The organism is Sphingosinicella microcystinivorans (assembly GCF_027941835.1).
Taxonomy (GTDB): Bacteria; Pseudomonadota; Alphaproteobacteria; order Sphingomonadales; family Sphingomonadaceae; genus Sphingosinicella.
The window spans coordinates 2,600,509-2,615,836 of the sequence record NZ_CP116005.1; the positions used below are offsets into that span (position 1 = coordinate 2,600,509).

The window sequence follows — 15,328 nt, forward strand, 5'->3', positions numbered from 1 at the left end:
CAAGGCGGCTTGACTAGGGAAAGCCGGCTTACGCGGCAGGATAACGCAGGCGGCCGAGGAAGCGGGACAGGCGCGGACGGTTGTTCGCGCGTTCCCGAAACCGCGCCTTGGTCTTTTCCACCTGCATGATCGTCTCGATGCGGCGGTCGAGGAACGCGAAGGTCTCCGCGTCGTCCCCGCTCTCGTCCTGAAGCCAGTAGAGCAGCGTCGCCGCATAGACGCCGCCGAGCGACAGGCGCTTCGTGTAATGGTTGAAATCGGTCGCCGTGTCGCCCGCGGCGCGCCACATCGCATCGGCGCTGCGCCACAATGTGCGCGCGGAAAGCACGGCATTCTGCGGCAGCGCGAGCACGGCGAGCGCGCGGCGCACGGCTTCCTTGTGCGGCCGCGCCTGTTCGATGCGGATGCGGACCGCGGTGGCGATGCGGTCGCGGATCTTCATGGCGGCGGCGCCGCGCCGCGCCATTTCGGCGGCCATGTCGCGGTCGGCCTTCAGTATCCACGCGTCGATCATGTCGGCCGCGCCGCCCGGGAACACCAGCCGCGCCCGGTCCGCGGGAATGCCCACGGCAGCGGCGGCGGCATCCAACGCCGCCTCGCCCCAGCCGTCGAAGGCGACGCTCGGCAGCAGGGCCTCCACCAGCACGGGGCGAAGCTCGTCGAGCGTCATGTCTGCGGGCGCGATGGTCTCGGTCATGGCCGCGTGATACACCAGCAGGCGCCGCGCGTCAGCCCTTGCCGCTGGCACGCGAATCTGCTAGATCGCGCGCTCTTTCCGCCGAGGCTTGCCTCCGGCGGCTCGTTTTATTGTGCCGGGCAGACGGCAAAACTGGATTGGAGTAGACGGCCGCATGCAAATCATCGTTCGCGACAACAATGTCGATCAGGCCCTTCGTGCGCTCAAGAAGAAGCTGCAGCGTGAAGGCGTCTACCGCGAGATGAAGCTGCGTCGCCACTACGAGAAGCCCTCCGAGAAGCGCGCCCGCGAGAAGGCGGCCGCCGTCCGCCGCGCCCGCAAGCTGGAGCGCAAGCGCGCCGAGCGCGACGGCGTCCGTTAAGCTGCTCTCCGGCCCCGTCCAAGGGGCCGTGGTCCGTTTCAAGTTTCAGGTCTGGAGTGTGCGCTGATGGCGACTGTTGCGACGCGCGGTAGCGGCCTTGGCCGTTGGGTTCTGCTCCTCGCGGTCCTGTTCGTCGGCATGGGCGCGCTCGCGTGGGCCGGAACGCAGAAATTCGCGGTGCCCGCCAACATGCAGACGACAGCCTCCGGCCTGATGTACGAGGTGATCCGCGAGGGCGACGGCGAGAAGCCGACCGCCGCCGACGTGGTGCTCGTCCACTACGAGGGCCGCCTGCTCGACGGCACCGTGTTCGATTCGAGCTACCAGCGCGGCCAGCCCGCCGCGTTCCCGCTGCAAGGGCTGATCCCCGGCTGGGAAGAGGGCATCCAACTGATGCCGAAGGGCTCCAAGTACCGCTTCCGCGTGCCGCCGCAGCTCGCCTACGGCGCGGAAGGCGCCGGCGGCGTCATCCCGCCGAACGCAACGTTGGAGTTCGACGTCGAGCTGCTCGAGATCGCGCCGCGCGAGGCCCTCGAGCAGGGTATGCCGCCGCAGGACCCGCAGCAGTAAGCCACGCCGTCCTCCTCTCCCTCGATGGGAGAGGCTAGGAAGACTTGCCGGCAGAGCCGGCTAGTCGCAGTCGGTGAGGGTGGTGGGCGCGACGATCGTGTCGATCATCCCGTCGAGCTTCTCGACCACCTCTGCATTCCGGAACCGCAGCACCCGATAGCCTTCGGCTTCCAGAAAGCGCGTTCGTGCAGCATCCGCTTCGATCCTGAACGCGTGGCCTTCGCCGTCGAGTTCGATGATGAGCCTTGCCCGATGGCTGGCGAAATCGGCGATGTAGGGCCCGAACGGCACTTGTCTGCGGAACTTCAATCCCGGCAGCCGCTCCCGAAGTGCAGACCATAGCTTGCGTTCGAACACCGTCGCCTCACGACGAAGCCGTCGTGCGCGTTGAACCGCTCCTGCCGTCGGATACCGTTTCACCCGGCCACCCTCACCCTCCCACCGCACGCGGCGGGCCCCTCCCTCTCCCATCGAGGGAGAGGGGTATGCGAACCTATGGCCTGCGCCGAAACCTCGCCGCTATTCCTCCCCGTCCCGCAGCGACAGCCATGCCCGTTCGCCGCGCAGCGCGGTGAACCAGCTCACCGGGTTCCAGAAGCGCTGGCTGCCGTCGAGCGAGAAGGTGGTGAACTCGGCGCGGCCGATGACGTTCTCGATCGGCAGCACGCCGAGCCCTTCCTCCTCGGGCGAGAAGCGGCTGTCGGCGGAGCGGTCGCGGTTGTCGCCCATCAGGAACACGTGGCCCTCGGGCACCGTCACCGGCGGCGTGTCGTCGGAATAGCTGAACGTCAGGTCGAGCACGGCGTAGCTGCGCCCGGGTCCCTGCTTTCCGGGCAGCGTCTCGATGAAGCGCGGATAGCGGCAGAAGCGTGTCCCGTCGGCCTCGACGACGCGGAACTCCGGCCGCGCGCAGGGCATGTTCTCGCTTTCCGGGATCATCGTGGGCGCGGCGGGGCGCTTCGGCACGGCGCTGTTGTTGAGGTAGAGCACGCCGCCCTGCATCTGCACCGTGTCGCCGGGAAGGCCGATCACGCGCTTGATCCAGTCCTTGTGGTCGCTCGGCGATTTCACCACCACGATGTCGCCGCGCGCGGGCAGCTTGCCCCAGACGCGGCCCTCCATCTTCGGCAGCACCGGCAGGAACGGCGACAGGTACGAATAGCCGTAGGGGTATTTGGTGACGACGAGCCGGTCCCCCACGAGCAACGTCGGCACCATGGATTCGGAAGGGATGTAGAAGGGCTTGGCGACGAACGACCAGATGCCCATCACGGCGACGCCGAGGAGGGCCGCGTAGCGCAGCTCCTTCTTCCAGTCGATGCGGGGTTTCTTCGCGTTCACAGCAGGCGCGCCGTGATGAGGACCATCGCCTGCGCCCACGGATGGTCGTCGGTGAGCGTCAGGTGGATGTCGAGCGCGTGGCCCGCGGGCGTGATCTCGGCGAGCCGCAGCGCCGCGCCGCCGGTCAGCGCCAGCGTCGGCTGGCCGGAGGGGAGGTTGACGACGCCCATGTCGCGCATGAACACGCCGCGCCGGAAACCGGTTCCGAGCGCCTTCGCGCAGGCCTCCTTGGCGGCGAAGCGCTTGGCGTAGGAGGCGGCGCGCGTCAGCACGCGCTTTTCGGAGCGCGCGATCTCGATTTCCGTGAAGACGCGGTTGATGAAGCGCGCGCCGAACCGGTCGAGGCTCGACTGGATCTGCTCGATGTTGCAGAGGTCAGAACCGAGGCCGACGACGTGTGGCAGGATCAGGCTCCCGCGGCAGCGGTCGCGGGCCGCGCCGCGTCCATCAGCCGCCGCATCTCGCGGATCGCGGCGTCGAGGCCGATGAACACCGCCTCGCCGACAAGGAAATGCCCGATGTTGAGCTCGGCGATCTCGGGGATCGCGGCGATGGCGGCAACATTGTCGAAGCGCAGGCCGTGCCCGGCGTGGACCTCAAGCCCGCGCTTCGCGGCGAGCGCCGCGCCTGCCTTCAGGCGTTCCAGCTCTTCCTCGAGCGAGATGCCTTCGGTCAGCGCGTAGCGGCCGGTGTGGAGCTCGACGACGGCGGCGCCGATCGCGGCGGAGGCCTCGATGTGCTCGGGGTCCGGCTCGATGAACAGGCTGACGCGGCAGCCGCGCGCCGAGAGGCGCTCGACGAACGTGCGCAGGTTCGGCTGGTTGCCGACGACGTCGAGCCCGCCCTCGGTCGTGCGCTCCTCGCGCCGCTCGGGCACGATGCAGACGGCGTGCGGCGCGTGGCGGAGCGCGATGTCGAGCATCTCCTCGGTCGCCGCCATCTCGAGGTTCAGCGGCAGGTCGATCTCGTTCGAGAGCCGCGCGATGTCGTCGTCGCTGATGTGACGCCGGTCCTCGCGCAGGTGCGCGGTGATGCCGTCCGCGCCCGCCGCGGCGGCGATGAGCGCGGCCTTCACGGGATCGGGATGCACGCCGCCGCGCGCGTTGCGGATGGTGGCGACGTGGTCGATGTTGACGCCGAGGCGCAGCGCGCTCACGCGGCGGCCCTCGATCCCGGCTTCACGGCGGGCAGCGCGGCGAGGTCCTGCGGCAACTTGTCGGCGCTGTAGGTGGGGACGTCGAGGCGGATCAGCGGATAGAGCGGCACGCCGATGTCGGCGTTGCCGTTCGAGCGGTCGACGAGGCAGCCGCCCGCGATCACCTTGCCACCCGCCGCCTCGATGGCCGCGATCGCCTCGCGCGAGGAGAGGCCGGTCGTCACCACGTCTTCCATCATCAGCACCTTCGTGCCCGGTTCCAGCCGGAAACCGCGCCTGAGCTCGAAGGTTCCCGCGGGGCGCTCGACGAACATCGATTCGACCCCGAGCGCGCGCGCGACCTCGTAGCCGATGATGAGGCCGCCCATCGCCGGCGCGACCACGGCCTCGATCCCGCCGCGCAGGTCGGCGGGGATCTTCGCGGCCAGCGCCTTCGCGAGCCGCTCGGCGCGCGCCGGGTCCATGAGCACGCGCGCGCATTGCAGGTATTTCGGCGAGCGGAGGCCCGAGGACAGGATGAAATGCCCTTCAAGCAGCGCCCCGGCGGCGCGGAATTCCCCGAGAACCTCTTCGTCTGTCATGCCTTCATGCGCTCCACGGATGTCACGGCGTCGGTCGCCCTTAACGCACCGATGATATTCGTGAGATGCGCCAGATTGTCCACCTCGACGTCGACGACGAAGGTGTGGAAGTCGCGGTCGCGGTGGTGCGTGCGCATGTTCACGATGTTTGCGCCCTGCTTCGCGAGCACGCCGGTCATGGTGGCGAGGCTGCCGGGCTCGTTGCGGAGCACCGCGGAAAGCCGCACGACGGCGCCTTCGGTGTCGTCGCCCCAGCCGAGATCGAGCCATTCGCGCGCGTCCGCGTCGGCGAGCGTCGAGCAGTCGATGGTGTGCACGTCGATGGCCCCGCTCTGGCGGCGGATGCCGACGATGCGATCTCCGGGAATCGGGCTGCAGCACTGCGCGAGGTGGACGGAGACGCCCGGCGTCAGCCCCTTGATCGAGAGCTTCGCCTTGGGGTTGCGCTTCGCGCGCCGCTTGGCGCGGGCGTTGAGGATGCGGCCGGGCAGCAGCGCGTCGATGACGGCATCGTCCTCGATCCGGTGCGCGGCGAGCGCCATCACGAGGTCATTGCGGTTCTGAAGGCCGAGGCGGCCAAGCGCGTCCTTGATCGCCGAATCGTTCAGCTTCACGTCGAGCCGCTTGATGATGTCGGCGAGCAGGCGTTCGCCGAGCGCGGCCTGCTCCTCGTGCTCCTTGTGGCGGATGAAGCGGCGGATCGCGGCGCGCGCCTTCGCGGTGACGACGAAGCTCTCCCACGTCGCGTCCGGCTGCTGCCGCGCCGAGCGCAGGATTTCGACCTGATCGCCGTTCGCAAGCGTGGTGCGCAGCGGCACGACGCGGCCGTTCACCTTGGCGCCCACGGTCGTCTCGCCGATCTTGGAATGGACGGCATAGGCGAAGTCCACCGGCGTCGCGCCGCGGGGAAGCTGTATGAGTTCGCCCTTCGGCGTGAAGCAGAACACCTGGTCCTGATAGAGGCCGAGCTTGGCGTTCTCCATCAGCTCCTCGGGGCTGCCCGCCTGATCGAGGATTTCGAGGAGGTCGGAGAGCCACGGATAACGCTCGGAGGCGCGGGCGTTCTCGTCCTGCTTGTAGGCCCAGTGCGCGGCGAGGCCCATCTCGGCCTGCTCGTGCATCGCGCGCGTGCGGATCTGGATCTCGACGCGCATGTGGTCGCCGTGGATGATCGTGGTGTGCAGCGAGCGGTAGCCGTTGCGCTTGGGCGTGGAGATGAAGTCCTTGAAGCGCCCCGGCACCATCGGCCAGCGCTGGTGGATGACGCCGAGCGCGCGGTAGCAGTCGTCGGGCCGCGCCACGATCACGCGGAACGCGATCACGTCCGAAAGCTGCTCGAACGGGATGTGCCGCTCCTGCATCTTGCGCCAGATCGAGAAGGGCCGCTTCTCGCGGCCCGCCACCTCGGCGTCGACGCCGTGGCTGCCGAGCACGTCCTTGATCTCCGCGCTGATCCGGGTGAGCTGGTCGCCGCCCGCCGCGCGCAGGCGTTCGAGCCGCGTCGTGATCGACTGGTACGCCTCCGGCTCCAGCTCGCGGAACGCGATCTGCTTCATCTCGTCCATGAACTCGTACATGCCGATCCGCTCGGCGAGCGGCGCGTAGATGTCCATCGTCTCGCGGGCGATGCGCTTGCGCTTCTCCGGGTCCTTGATGAAGTGCAGCGTGCGCATGTTGTGGAGCCGGTCGGCGAGCTTCACCAGCAGCACGCGGATGTCGTCCGACATCGCGAGCAGGAACTTGCGGAAATTCTCCGCCGCCCGCTCGCTCTCCGTCTGCGCCTCGATGCGCGACAGCTTGGTGACGCCGTCCACGAGCCGCGCGACGTTCTTGCCGAACAGCGCCTCGACCTGCTCCGTCGTCGCCACCGTGTCCTCGATCGTGTCGTGCAGGATCGCGGTCGCGATCGTCTCGTCGTCGAGCTTCAGGTCGGTGAGGATGCCCGCCACCTCGATGGGGTGCGAGAAATAGGGATCACCGCTGGCGCGAAGCTGGCTGCCGTGCGCCTTCACCGAAAACACATAGGCGCGGTTCAGCAGGTCCTCGTCCGCTCCCGGATCATAGGATTTCACCTTCTCGACGAGTTCGAACTGCCTGAGCACGTGTGCCTTTCCCGCAACCTTCTGTGGCTATTTGGGGTCATGGGGCGGTGCGGGGCAAGGGGAGAGTTGATCGTTTTATGCCGCCGCTGCTTCCGTCGGCGGGCACGTGTTACTTTGCGGCCTCAAGTCGTCGCACCGATTTTTCGCCCTTGAATTTGCGCTGTCCCGGTTCTTTTCTGTGCAGGCCGGTTCGCGATTGGGGGAGAGAGCAGCGTGCGGTTTCATTTCTCAAGAATAACGCCGGCGCTTTTCCTGTTCCTGCTCGCCGCACGACCCGTCGTCGCTGCCCCTCCCATCGACGTGTACGGACAGCTTCCGGGCTTCGAGATGGCGGCGATCTCGCCGTCCGGCGAACGCGTCGCGATCGTCGGCGTTGCCGCGGAAGCGCGCAGGCTGATCGTCGTCGACAAGAGCGACAAGGCCATCCTTGCGCTACCGGTCGGCGACCACAAGCTGCGGGACGTGAACTGGATCGGGGAAGACCGGCTCTTGCTCGAAACCCGCCATACCGTCGACCTCGGAGCGGAGTTCACGTCGTCGCAGGCCGAGCTTTCATCGGCAACCGTCGTGCCGCTGGACGGCGGCAACGTATGGAACGTCTTCCAGAAGACCCGTGAGATCACCGGCGGCGTTCGCGGCTATTACGGCGCGATCGAACGGCAGGGCCGCTGGTACGGCTATTTCGGCGGCATGACGTTGGACGGCAGCGCGATGGACGGGTATCGCATCGGAAACACGGCTCCCGAACTCTACGAAGTCGATCTCGAGACCGGCAAGCACAAGCGGATCGCGCGCCGTCTCGAAAGCGTGGAAACCTATCGGCGCTGGCTGCTCGACGAAAACGGCGCGGTGGCGGCGACGCTGGATTTCGGCAGCCGGGAGGGGAACTGGCAGATCAAGGGGGCCGACAACCGCCTCATCGCTTCGGGACGGGCGCCTTTCGGCAATGTCGGCTTCATCGGTCTCGGCAGGACACCCGGCACGCTCGTCTACTGGGTCGCGGACGAGGAAACGGGCGATCCGCGCTGGATCGAACAGCCGCTCGCGGGCGGGGCGGGCAAGGACCTCGCGATCGGCGGGCAGGCAGGGTGGCGGCTGATGGACCGCCGGACGCGCAGGATCATCGGCCATGTCGTCGAGGGCGACGTGCCCGAGGTGCGTTTCTACGACGCGCAGCGCGAAAAGGTGATGGCGGCGACGCGAAAGGCGTTTCCGGGCAAGCGCGTGGATCTCGTCGACTGGAACGACGCCTTCGATCGGCTGATCGTGCTGACCGACGGGACCGGCGAACCGCCGACGTGGTGGCTGGTCGACATCAGGAACCGTTCCGCGAAGGTGCTCGGCGTGTCCTACGCGCTGAGGCCCGAAGACGTCGGGCCGGTGCGGATGGTGCCCTACACGGCCGGCGACGGGCTCGCGATGGCGGGCGTGCTCACCCTGCCACCGGGGCGCGCGCCCAAGGCCCTGCCGGTCGTCGTGCTTCCGCACGGCGGACCCGCCTCGCGCGACTATCCGGTGTTCGACTGGTGGGCGCAGGCGTTCGCATCGCGCGGCTATGCGGTGTTCCAGCCGAACTTTCGCGGCTCGAGCGGTCTCGGCCCGGATTTCGAGCGGGCCGGGCATGGCGAATGGGGCCGCAAGATGCAGACCGACATTTCGGACGGTCTTGCCGAACTCGTGCGGCAGGGCATCGTGGACCCGAAACGCGCCTGCATCATGGGCGCAAGCTATGGCGGCTATGCGGCGCTGGCGGGCGTCACGCTTCAGCAGGGGCTGTATCGCTGCGCGGTATCGGTCGCCGGTGTCAGCGACGTGAAGCGGATGTATGCGACCGACGTGCGGGAAAGCGCCAATGACAAGACGCTGATCCGCTCGCTGAAGGCCGAGATCGGCTCGGGGCGCGACCTCGACGCCATCTCGCCCGCGCGTTTCGCGGAGCGGGCCGACGCCCCGGTCCTGCTGATCCACGGCAAGGACGACACGGTGGTGCTCCACGAGCAGAGCGCCGTGATGCACCGCGCGCTGCAGAAGGCGGGCAAGCCGGTGGACCTCGTCACGCTGAAGGGCGAGGACCACTGGCTGTCGAAAAGCGCGACGCGGCTCGCGATGCTGAGCGCCGCGGTCGCCTTCGTCGAGAAGCACAATCCCGCGGCGCCCTGATTTCTGCCCGGCGGCGGGGCCGGAGGTCAGGAGAACCGGAAGCCGGAGATCGCCGTTTCGAGCACGTGCTCGCGGTAGTCGCTTCGGCCCGGCGCATCCGATGCGCCGGCCGCGACCATCAACGGAATGAGGTGCTCCTCGCGCGGGTGGCTGGCGCGCGCGGCGGGCGCCTCCGCCCAGCGCACGAGGCGCGCGGCGCGCGTTTCGGCATCCGCTTCGACGGCGCGCGTCAGCCAGTCGTCGAACGCGTCCGAAGGCGCGGTGAAGCGCGGGTCGCCGTAGCCGCGCATGTTGTGGAAGCTCATGCCCGAGCCGAGGATGAGCACGCCTTCGTCGCGCAGCGGCGCGAGCGCGCGGCCGGCGGCGAGGTGCAGCGCGGGGTCGAGGCCGCGCTCCACCGACATTTCGACGACCGGGATGGCGGCATCGGGAAACGCGACCTTCAGGGGGATGAAGACGCCGTGGTCGAGTCCGCGCGCCGCGTCGACGGCGGCGGGCAGGCCGGCATCCCGCAGCAGGCCCGCCGCGCGTGCCGCCAGCGCCGGGTCGCCGGGGGCGTCGTAGCGCAGCTCGTAGGTGTGGGACGGGAAGTTGTAATAGTCGTAGACGAGAGGCGGCCGTTCCGCCCCCGTGAAGGCGAAGCCGTCCGTCTCCCAGTGGCCTGAAACGACGAGGATGGCGCGGGGGCGGGCAGGCAGGCTCGCCGCAATGCCGCCGAGGTAGGACGCCATGCCGCGCCAGATGCCGCGCGGGTCGTCCATGAAGAAGCACGGTCCGCCGCCGTGGGGGATGAAGAGCGCGGGCTGGGTGGCGTTTGTCATGGCCGTTATGTGGAAGCGATGCGCCGCGCTGAAAAGGGGCATGGCGGCGATCCCGCGGTTGCGGAAAATGCAACACCCGCACCGCGGCGTGTTCGTGCGTTAATTTCGAAACTATTTCGAAGATGTTTGAGCCTTCTTCGAAATCGTGCGAAAATTTCGAAATAACATTGACATGTGTCAGAGTCGGTAGGTCGGGGAGTATGAGCAGGAGCGCAGTATTGATCGGCGGTGCCGCGATGCTCTGGGCGGGCGCCGCATCCGCGCATGTCGTCACCATGCCCCGGTCGGCGGAAGCCGGGCGCCCGGTGGCGCTGGCGTTCTGGGTGCCCGAAGGCTGCGCGGGGGCGGCGACCACGGCGCTCAGCGTCGAGATTCCCGAGAGCATCGTTTTCGCAAAGCCGCAGCCGAAGGCGGGCTGGGACATCCGGCTCGAGCACGCGCCGCTTGCCGATCCGATCATCAACGAAGGCGTCGTGCAGCGCGAGCGCGTGACGCGGATCACGTGGTCGGGCGGGCCTGCTGTGCCGGATTCGCATTTCGAGCAGTTCACGGTGCTGCTGCGCCTGCCGGGCGCCCCCGGTCCGCTGCGTTTTCCGGCGGTCCAGACCTGCGTGGCGGGCGAGAAGCGGTGGACCGAGGTGCCGGACGCTTCCAACGCGCAGACCGGGCTGCGCTATCCCGCGCCGACGCTGACCGTCACCGGGTCCCGATGATCCCGCACGTGTTGAGGAGAATGACCATGCGTATGCCCCTGTTTCGCCTTGCCGCGGCGCTTGCCGCCGCCCTGCCCGCGGGCGCCGCGCTCGCGCACCCGTCCGTGCTGAAGGCCGCGCCCGCGCCCGATGCCGTGGTGGCCTCGCCGAAGGAGGTGCGGCTGGTGTTCAGCGAGGCGGTGATGCTGCCGCTGTCGGGCATCAAGGTGGTCGACGCCGCGGGCAAGGCCGTGCCGACGGGCAAGGCGAAGGCGGGGCAGGACGGCAAGGAACTGGTCGTGCCGCTCGCGGGGGCGCTTCCGGCGGGCAGCTATCATGTCCAGTGGCACGTGGTTTCCTCGGATACGCACCGCGTGGAGGGGCACTACGGGTTCGGCGTGCGCTGATGGAATGGGCGCTCTACGGCGCGCGCCTTGTCCATTACGTCGCGCTCGTCCCGCTGGCCGGGCTTCTCGCCTGGCGGCTCTACGGGACGGCGGGCGCGCCGACCGCGCAGGTGGTCGAGCTGCGGTTGCGGCCGGCGGCCGTGTGGCTCTCCGTCGCCGCGCTTGCGGGCGCGGTCGGCTGGGCGGCGGCGACCGTGCTCGCGATGGCCGGGTCGATCGAGGCGGCCGAGCCCGCGGTCGTTTCGTACATCATGACGGAAACCGGCTTCGGCAGGCTCTGGCTCGCCCGGCTGATGCTCCTGGCGATCCTTGCGGGCGCGCTGGCGGCGGGGCTGCGCACGCCGCGCTTCCGGGCCGTCCTCGCGCTCGCGCTCGTCGCCGCGCTGGCGGGCACGGGGCACACGCAGGTGAACGATCCGCCGCTCCGCTACTGGCACATGGCGGGCGATGCGCTGCACCTCGTCGCGGCCGCCTTCTGGATCGGCGGGCTGGCGCCGCTGTGGCTGTTCCTGCGGACGGAGACGGATTCCCGCCAGCTTGCCGCGGCGCTGCACCGCTTCTCCGCGATGGGCTACATCGCGGTCGCCGTGCTGGGCGTGACGGGGCTGTCGAACATGCTGCTGTCCGTCACGGATCTTTCCGCGACGCTCTCCACGGCATGGGGCCGGCTGCTGGCCGCGAAGCTCGCGGCGTTCGGGGCGATGCTGCTGCTTGCCGCGGCGAACCGCTTTCGCCTGCTCGCAGCGCTGGAGCGGCGGGGCAGCGACACGGCATCCCTGCGTCGCCGCCTGCAAGGCCATGTCGCGGCGGAATACGCGCTCGGGCTCCTCGTCCTCGCGCTGGTCGCGGCGCTCGGGATGAGCGCGCTGCCCTGAAGCGTACTGGCCTGAAGCGTACTGGCCTGAAATGAAAACGGCGGGGAAGGCCCCGCCGTTTTTCGTTCGCTGGTCCGCCCGGTCAGTCGTAGTCGGGGACGATCGGCGTCGGCTTCGGCGGCGCGGCGGCGGTGAGGCGCAGCGCCTCGGCGCTCTCGGCGAGGCTGCCGATCTCGTCCACCGTGTCCTCGTCGTCGACGATCACGCGCTGCATCCCCGAGACCAGCGCCTCGTTCAGCTGCACGGGCTTCACGGTCTCCTCGGCGATCTCGCGCAGCGCGACGACCGGATTCTTGTCGCGGTCGCGGTCGATGGTCAGCTCGGCACCGCTCGAAATCTGGCGGGCGCGCTGGCCCGCGAGCAGCACGAGTTCGAAACGGTTGGGAACCTTGTCCACACAATCTTCGACGGTGACGCGCGCCATCGGGCAAACTCCAGCAAAAAATCGGGAAATTCGTAAGGGCCGCGATGTAGGCGCGCGCGCAACAGGAGTCAAGGAAAAGCCCCGATCCCGACGTTTCGGCGCATTGCACGGGGCGCCCCGGATGCTATGCGGAAGACGGATGTCCGCCCTCGAAATCATCGCTGCACTGCTCGGCCTTGCCAACGTCGCGCTGCTCGTTCGCCGCAGCGTGTGGAACTACCCGTTCGGCATCGCGATGGTCAGCCTGTACGCCGTGGTGTTCTACGGAACGCAGCTCTACAGCGACGCGCTCTTGCAGATTTTCTTCCTTGTTCTCAATATCTACGGCTGGATCAGCTGGCGGCGCGTGCAGCAGCACCATACCGTGCCGGTGCGCTGGATGGGCCTGCGCGGCAACGCCGTCGTGCTCGCCGTCACGGCGGTGCTCTGGTTCCTGTGGTCGAGCGCGATGCACCGCTTCACGGACGCCGCGGCGCCGTATGTGGACGGCGCCGTCGCGTGCCTCAGCGTCACCGGCCAGCTCCTGATGGTGCGGCGTTTCGTCGAGAACTGGCTCTACTGGATCGTCGTCAACGTGCTCGCCGTCGGTCTGTTCTGGTGGCGCGATCTCCCGGTGACGTCGGCGCTCTATACCGTGTTCCTCGGCCTTGCGATCGCCGGGCTCATCCAGTGGCGCCGCGCCGCCGGGGCAGCGGCATGAAACGGCCCGCGAACGTCGTTCTCCACGGGCCCGAGAGCACGGGGAAGTCGACGCTCGGCGCCCGGCTCGCGGCGCACTACGGCACCGGGCTGGTCCCCGAATACGGACGCCTCTACTGCGAGGTGCACGGCAGCGAGACCGATGCGGACGATCTCGTCGCCATCATGCACGGCCACGTCGCGCTCACCGAGGCGGCGCGCGAGCAGGCGGCGGCGCGCGGCGCACCCCTCATCATCTCGGACACCGACCCGCTGATGACGGCGGCGTGGGCGGTGATGGGCCTCGGGCATCGCCTGCCCGCGCTCGACGCCTTCACCGACGTCGGCGATCTCTACCTGCTGACGGCGGACGACGTGCCGTGGACGGACGACGGCGTCCGCCTGCACCGCACGGCGGAGGAGAGGGCGCGCTTCATGGCGTTGTCGCGTGCCGAGCTGGAGCGGCGGGGCGTGCCGTGGGTGCCGATCTCGGGCGATGCCGAGCAGCGCTTCGCCGCGGCGGTCGCGGCGATCGCCTCCGCCGGGATCGCATGACGGCGCTGCCCGTCCTTCATATCGACGCGCACATGCTGGTGATCGACAAGCCGGCGGGGCTCGCCGTCCATGCCGGGCCGAAGACGCCCCGCAGCCTCGACGACCGGCTCGGCGAACTCGCCTTCGGGTTCCGCCGCTTGCCGCAGCCCGCGCACCGGCTCGACCGCGACACGTCGGGCTGCCTCGTGCTCGCGCGGCATCCGAAGGCCGCGAAACGGCTGGGCCAGCTGTTCGCGGCGGGCGCGGTGGCCAAGACGTATCTCGCCGTGCTGGACGGGATTCCGGCCGAGCCGGAAGGCCGCATCGCTGCGCCGCTCGCCAAGGTGTCGAGCGCGGAGGCGGGCTGGCGCATGGTCGTGGGCGAAGGCGGCAAACCCGCCGCCACGCGCTGGCGCCTGCTCGCCGCGCACGGAGGGCAGGCGCTCGTCGCCTTTTTCCCCGAAACCGGGCGCACGCACCAGATCCGCGTCCACGCCGCGCACGCGCTCGCGCCGATCGCGGGCGATCCGGTCTATGGGGGCGGCAAGGGCCCGATGCGGCTGCATTCGGCCGGCCTCGTCATTCCGTACCGGGAGGATGCGCCCGTATCCGTGAGCGCGGCGCTGCCGGCGGACTGGCCGCTTTGGGCGCGCGAGGCCGCCGCAAATGAGAAGGGGCCGCCCTTTCGGGCGACCCCTTCCGCGTGACGAGACTGTAAGGTTTCAGGCCTTGCGGCGGCGGCGGGCTGCCCCCAACCCGATGACGCCGAGCCCGAACAGCGCGAGCGCCGCCGGTTCCGGCACTTCGCCGATCGGCGTTCCGCCGACGCCCTTGAAGGCGAAGATGAACGTCGAGCCGTTGCCGCCAGTTTTGTCGAGCCAGCTCTGACCGAAGCTGTAGACCTCCGCGCCGACCGCGGCGAGCGCGGAGAACGCAGCGGCCTCGGTGAACGCCGCACCGTAGAAGATATCGAACTCGAAAGTTTCACCGATGGCGAGACTGCCGAACGCGAAATCGAAATTGGCGCCGATATCTCCGTAGCCGGCATCAACGAAATCGCCCGAAGCGAAGATCGGGGCGCAGCCGGCGTAAGGATTGCTGTCACAGAAGCCGTTGTCGTTGGAACCGATGACCGCACTCGCGCCCGCCGTGCCGCCGATCGTGCTGAATTCGGAGAACGCTGTCGGGTCGATGTCCCAGTCGAACGTGCGGCGATAGCGCAGGTCGTTGACGTCGCTGGCGCCGATGTTCTCGATGGTCACGTGCACCTGATAGAGATTGTCGGAGGCCGACGGTGTGAACGTGTGCGTCACGCGCAGGATATCCTGCATGTTGACGACCGAGGTCGCCGTGCTGCCGACGGACTCGGCGTCCGTGTGCGCCGTGCCGCCGGACGTGAAGCTTTGCACAGTCAGGTTGGCGGTTCCGACGGCATTGTTCGCATAGCCGGAGATGCCGTCCGCGCCGACGCCCCAGCCTTCGCAGAGGCAGCCGTTGGCGGTCGATTCCAGTTCACCCGCCGACGTCAGATGGCGCAGGCCAACCCACGTAATTCTTTCGCCGAGTGAAACGCTGCCGCCGTTGACATTGAGCTGTCCGCGATCGTCGACACCGAGCTGAATGCCGGTGCCATTGTCGATGATGGCTGAGGCCTGTGCGCCGGTCGCAATCGCGAGCGTGGCGCAGGCGGCCAGAATTGAGGTCGTGTAACGCATTGTCCTATCCCCTCTGTGTTTCTACGCACGTCTGGCGCAACGCTGCCGGGCGGACTGATCGTCGAAGGGGGTCAAGCATAAGCCGTGCCAAATCGGTGTGCCGGCTCGTAAGTTTTGGATTTCGACCATGTTTTTTCATTTCGAAAGCGGCACGTTCGTTTTGCGTAGTAGAGCTGTGTAAAAAACGGCGACACTGCCGCAGGCCCGCGCTTGC

General features: G+C 68.6%; 19 protein-coding genes. 9 read left to right on the forward strand and 10 right to left on the reverse strand.

Annotation, left to right across the window (positions count from 1 at the left end):
- Positions 1–28: 28 nt before the first annotated feature.
- The gene (locus PE061_RS12540; protein WP_271259191.1) at positions 29–697 is read right to left on the reverse strand and encodes a COQ9 family protein; all 669 of its coding nucleotides are present in this window, start codon (positions 695–697) and stop codon (positions 29–31) included.
- Between the two features lie 154 nt (positions 698–851).
- Between PE061_RS12540 and rpsU the strand changes: the two genes are divergently transcribed.
- Both rpsU and PE061_RS12550 read left to right on the forward strand, forming a co-directional pair.
- Complete coding sequence (rpsU, locus tag PE061_RS12545) at positions 852–1,058, forward strand: 30S ribosomal protein S21 (RefSeq protein ID WP_004208618.1); 207 nt, start codon at positions 852–854, stop codon at positions 1,056–1,058.
- A 66-nt stretch (positions 1,059–1,124) separates the two neighbouring features.
- A complete protein-coding gene (locus tag PE061_RS12550) occupies positions 1,125–1,628 on the forward strand; it encodes an FKBP-type peptidyl-prolyl cis-trans isomerase (protein WP_271255618.1) in 504 nt (167 codons plus the stop codon).
- Between the two features lie 60 nt (positions 1,629–1,688).
- On the opposite strand, the gene PE061_RS12555 is transcribed toward PE061_RS12550, so the two are convergent.
- From PE061_RS12555 to PE061_RS12580, 6 genes are all read right to left on the reverse strand, one after another.
- Positions 1,689–1,985 (reverse strand): endonuclease domain-containing protein, encoded by a 297-nt coding sequence (locus PE061_RS12555; protein WP_420794302.1) that lies wholly within the window; start codon positions 1,983–1,985, stop codon positions 1,689–1,691.
- A 162-nt stretch (positions 1,986–2,147) separates the two neighbouring features.
- Positions 2,148–2,969, reverse strand: coding sequence for a signal peptidase I (lepB, locus tag PE061_RS12560; RefSeq protein WP_271255620.1), 822 nt, complete (start codon positions 2,967–2,969; stop codon positions 2,148–2,150).
- A complete protein-coding gene (gene acpS / locus PE061_RS12565) occupies positions 2,966–3,373 on the reverse strand; it encodes a holo-ACP synthase (RefSeq protein ID WP_271259192.1) in 408 nt (135 codons plus the stop codon). The genes lepB and acpS overlap by 4 nt, the downstream gene beginning before the upstream one ends.
- A gap of 2 nt (positions 3,374–3,375) precedes the next feature.
- Entirely contained in the window at positions 3,376–4,125 is a 750-nt protein-coding gene (locus PE061_RS12570) for a pyridoxine 5'-phosphate synthase (protein WP_271255621.1), read from the reverse strand.
- The gene (gene pyrE / locus PE061_RS12575) at positions 4,122–4,706 is read right to left on the reverse strand and encodes an orotate phosphoribosyltransferase (protein WP_271255622.1); all 585 of its coding nucleotides are present in this window, start codon (positions 4,704–4,706) and stop codon (positions 4,122–4,124) included. Before pyrE ends, PE061_RS12570 begins: the two co-directional genes overlap by 4 nt.
- Positions 4,703–6,808, reverse strand: coding sequence for a RelA/SpoT family protein (locus PE061_RS12580; protein ID WP_271255623.1), 2,106 nt, complete (start codon positions 6,806–6,808; stop codon positions 4,703–4,705). Before PE061_RS12580 ends, pyrE begins: the two co-directional genes overlap by 4 nt.
- Positions 6,809–7,021: 213 nt before the next feature.
- Between PE061_RS12580 and PE061_RS12585 the strand changes: the two genes are divergently transcribed.
- Positions 7,022–8,968, forward strand: coding sequence for an alpha/beta hydrolase family protein (locus PE061_RS12585; RefSeq protein ID WP_271255624.1), 1,947 nt, complete (start codon positions 7,022–7,024; stop codon positions 8,966–8,968).
- A gap of 26 nt (positions 8,969–8,994) precedes the next feature.
- Here the strand turns inward: PE061_RS12585 and PE061_RS12590 are convergent, their stop codons facing one another.
- On the reverse strand, positions 8,995–9,789 hold the full coding sequence (locus PE061_RS12590) for a DODA-type extradiol aromatic ring-opening family dioxygenase (RefSeq protein ID WP_271255625.1): 795 nt from the start codon (positions 9,787–9,789) through the stop codon (positions 8,995–8,997).
- A 218-nt stretch (positions 9,790–10,007) separates the two neighbouring features.
- Between PE061_RS12590 and PE061_RS12595 the strand changes: the two genes are divergently transcribed.
- Genes PE061_RS12595 through copD form a run of 3 tightly spaced genes read left to right on the forward strand, consistent with a single transcriptional unit; the run spans position 10,008 to position 11,763 of the window.
- Entirely contained in the window at positions 10,008–10,502 is a 495-nt protein-coding gene (locus PE061_RS12595; protein WP_271255626.1) for a YcnI family protein, read from the forward strand.
- A 26-nt stretch (positions 10,503–10,528) separates the two neighbouring features.
- Positions 10,529–10,888 (forward strand): copper homeostasis periplasmic binding protein CopC, encoded by a 360-nt coding sequence (copC, locus tag PE061_RS12600; RefSeq protein WP_271255627.1) that lies wholly within the window; start codon positions 10,529–10,531, stop codon positions 10,886–10,888.
- Entirely contained in the window at positions 10,888–11,763 is an 876-nt protein-coding gene (gene copD, locus PE061_RS12605; RefSeq protein WP_271255628.1) for a copper homeostasis membrane protein CopD, read from the forward strand. Before copC ends, copD begins: the two co-directional genes overlap by 1 nt.
- An 82-nt stretch (positions 11,764–11,845) precedes the next feature.
- Here copD and rpoZ read toward each other — a convergent pair whose 3' ends face one another.
- Positions 11,846–12,187 carry a DNA-directed RNA polymerase subunit omega gene (rpoZ, locus tag PE061_RS12610; protein ID WP_271255629.1) on the reverse strand — a complete coding sequence of 114 codons (342 nt, stop codon included), beginning with the start codon at positions 12,185–12,187 and terminating at the stop codon, positions 11,846–11,848.
- Positions 12,188–12,326: 139 nt separating this feature from the next.
- Between rpoZ and pnuC the strand changes: the two genes are divergently transcribed.
- The 3 genes from pnuC to PE061_RS12625 are packed head-to-tail and all read left to right on the forward strand — an operon-like array spanning position 12,327 to position 14,106.
- Positions 12,327–12,887 (forward strand): nicotinamide riboside transporter PnuC, encoded by a 561-nt coding sequence (pnuC, locus tag PE061_RS12615; protein ID WP_271255630.1) that lies wholly within the window; start codon positions 12,327–12,329, stop codon positions 12,885–12,887.
- Positions 12,884–13,420, forward strand: a complete 537-nt coding sequence (locus tag PE061_RS12620; protein ID WP_271255631.1) for an ATP-binding protein — start codon at positions 12,884–12,886, stop codon at positions 13,418–13,420. Before pnuC ends, PE061_RS12620 begins: the two co-directional genes overlap by 4 nt.
- Positions 13,417–14,106, forward strand: a complete 690-nt coding sequence (locus tag PE061_RS12625; RefSeq protein ID WP_271255632.1) for an RluA family pseudouridine synthase — start codon at positions 13,417–13,419, stop codon at positions 14,104–14,106. Before PE061_RS12620 ends, PE061_RS12625 begins: the two co-directional genes overlap by 4 nt.
- A 15-nt stretch (positions 14,107–14,121) precedes the next feature.
- Here PE061_RS12625 and PE061_RS12630 read toward each other — a convergent pair whose 3' ends face one another.
- Positions 14,122–15,114, reverse strand: coding sequence for a PEP-CTERM sorting domain-containing protein (locus tag PE061_RS12630; protein WP_271255633.1), 993 nt, complete (start codon positions 15,112–15,114; stop codon positions 14,122–14,124).
- Positions 15,115–15,328 lie beyond the last annotated feature (214 nt).

What these genes read in the sequence shown, in the direction of transcription:
- PE061_RS12540 (WP_271259191.1), bottom strand. Translation starts at nt 697, where the DNA reads ATGACCGAGACCATCGCGCCCGCAGACATGACGCTCGACGAGCTTCGC.
- PE061_RS12590 (WP_271255625.1), bottom strand. Translation starts at nt 9,789, where the DNA reads ATGACAAACGCCACCCAGCCCGCGCTCTTCATCCCCCACGGCGGCGGA.
- PE061_RS12625 (WP_271255632.1), top strand. Translation starts at nt 13,417, where the DNA reads ATGACGGCGCTGCCCGTCCTTCATATCGACGCGCACATGCTGGTGATC.
- rpsU (WP_004208618.1), top strand. Translation starts at nt 852, where the DNA reads ATGCAAATCATCGTTCGCGACAACAATGTCGATCAGGCCCTTCGTGCG.
- PE061_RS12620 (WP_271255631.1), top strand. Translation starts at nt 12,884, where the DNA reads ATGAAACGGCCCGCGAACGTCGTTCTCCACGGGCCCGAGAGCACGGGG.
- copC (WP_271255627.1), top strand. Translation starts at nt 10,529, where the DNA reads ATGCGTATGCCCCTGTTTCGCCTTGCCGCGGCGCTTGCCGCCGCCCTG.
- pnuC (WP_271255630.1), top strand. Translation starts at nt 12,327, where the DNA reads ATGTCCGCCCTCGAAATCATCGCTGCACTGCTCGGCCTTGCCAACGTC.
- copD (WP_271255628.1), top strand. Translation starts at nt 10,888, where the DNA reads ATGGAATGGGCGCTCTACGGCGCGCGCCTTGTCCATTACGTCGCGCTC.
- pyrE (WP_271255622.1), bottom strand. Translation starts at nt 4,706, where the DNA reads ATGACAGACGAAGAGGTTCTCGGGGAATTCCGCGCCGCCGGGGCGCTG.
- PE061_RS12630 (WP_271255633.1), bottom strand. Translation starts at nt 15,114, where the DNA reads ATGCGTTACACGACCTCAATTCTGGCCGCCTGCGCCACGCTCGCGATT.
- PE061_RS12550 (WP_271255618.1), top strand. Translation starts at nt 1,125, where the DNA reads ATGGCGACTGTTGCGACGCGCGGTAGCGGCCTTGGCCGTTGGGTTCTG.
- rpoZ (WP_271255629.1), bottom strand. Translation starts at nt 12,187, where the DNA reads ATGGCGCGCGTCACCGTCGAAGATTGTGTGGACAAGGTTCCCAACCGT.